The sequence below is a fragment of the Sinomonas humi genome (genome assembly GCF_000802235.1).
In the GTDB taxonomy this organism is placed as follows: Bacteria; Actinomycetota; Actinomycetes; order Actinomycetales; family Micrococcaceae; genus Sinomonas; species Sinomonas humi.
Map to the genome: position 1 here is coordinate 1 of NZ_JTDL01000105.1, position 1,717 is coordinate 1,717.

Genomic DNA, 1,717 nt, shown 5'->3' on the forward strand with positions numbered 1-1,717 from the left:
GAGTCCGCGCCCGTGAGATCGAAATTGCACGCACACCCGCTCGACGCCGGAAATACTCCGATTGTTGCAAGACCCCCGTGGATCATAGGAAAGAGGAGACATGAAGCTCTGCTTGAACCAGGCAACGACAATGCCTTATTCCCTGGAAGAGACCGTCAAGGCCGCCGAAGAGGCAGGAATCGAAAATATCGGCCTCTGGATTGAACCCGTCGAGGAAGCCGGGACCAGCAACGTACAGCGGCTCCTCAAGGAGTCAGGGATCACCGCCACATCGATGAGCCGCGTGGGATTTCTGGCGAACAAGCGCGGTAAGGAGCTCACAGACGCGCAGGATGCCGCGCGAAGGGCTCTGGACATGTGTGCGGAGCTGTCCGTCCCGACGCTCGCGTTCGTGGCGGGGGGACTCCCGGAGGACGACCGCTCGATCCGGAACGCGGAGGACCGCGTCCGCCACACCCTCGAGACGCTCATGCCCGATGTCATCGACAGCGGCGTGAAGATCATGCTGGAGCCGATCCACCCGCTCTTCGTCAACGACCGCTCGATCGTGACAACGGTCGGCCAGGCTCTGCGAGTACTCGACGGACTGCCTGCTGAACACTTCGGCGTACTGGTGGACTCCTGGGCGACATTCTGGGATCCCAACCTCGAGCAGTCTCTGCGCAGAGCCGGCGCCGAAGGCCGCCTGAGCGGGTATCAGATCAACGACTTCACCCTGCCGCTTCCGCTGCCAAACAACATGAACGGACGCCTGATGCCCGGCGATGGATGCATCGACCTCGTGTCCATGACGCGGTGGGTGGCGGAGGCGGGGTATTCCGGAACCGTCGAGGTCGAGGTCTTCAACGACGAGATCTGGAAGCTTCCAGTGCAGCGGATCCTAGAGCTGGCAGTCGACTCTTTCGAGCGCGTCATAGGGCGGAACTTCCCGAACTGAGAGACCGGAGGCGGCCTGTCGGGGGGCAACGCTCCGGAGGCCTTCATCGCCGCATCCACAAGTCCGGTTCTCAGGGGCGGCCGCTGGGGTTTCAGGAGGACTTGACCGCCGCTTCCGGCTTGGATGTGCAGCCGAACTGTCCGCACGCGATCTCGTATGAGTCGCATCAGTCGAGGAGGACCCCGTGTCAGGGATGCCCATCACCCCATCTGAAACTGCCGGCGGCCACAGCGAAGCTCCGAGCGACGCCCGCATTCCGTTTGCAGAACTCGTCGCCGCGATCGAAGCCATACTGCTCAACGGAGGGTTCTCGCAAGAGGTTGCCCATATCCTCGCCTGGAACCACGCCTGCTGCGAACGGGACGGGGCGTTCAGCCACGGAGTATTCCGTGTGCCCCAGTACATCGAGACGCTCAGGACCGGCTACCTCAACGGCGCAGCATCACCGAGGCTCGAGCAGGTCAGCCCTTCGTACATGCGTATCGACGCGGGCGGTGGCATCGCCCAGGTGGCGCTAGCGCGAGCTCGCCAGAAGATCATGCATGCGGTTGAAGAAGAGGGCGTCGCTCTCGTGGCGATCCGTCACTCGCACCACCACAGCGCATTGTGGCCCGACCTCGAGCCGTTCGCTGAGAGTGGCTGCATCGCTCTCACAACGGTCACCGGTGGCGTTCCCACCGTCGCGCCGGTCGGGGTCCACGAAGCCGTGCTCAGCACAAATCCTTTTGCCTACGCCATCCCTGTGGCCGGTGCACCCCCGCTGGTGGCAGACTTCGCCAC

2 protein-coding genes are annotated in these 1,717 nt (G+C 63.4%); both read left to right on the forward strand.

Going from position 1 to position 1,717, the window contains the following annotated elements; translation table 11 throughout:
- The first annotated feature begins 130 nt into the window (after positions 1–130).
- Positions 131–937 (forward strand): sugar phosphate isomerase/epimerase family protein, encoded by an 807-nt coding sequence (locus LK10_RS10440; RefSeq protein WP_197061907.1) that lies wholly within the window; start codon positions 131–133, stop codon positions 935–937.
- 193 nt (positions 938–1,130) lie between these two features.
- Positions 1,131–1,717 (forward strand): Ldh family oxidoreductase (locus LK10_RS10445; RefSeq protein ID WP_231567720.1); only part of this gene is annotated, 587 nt, incomplete at its 3' end.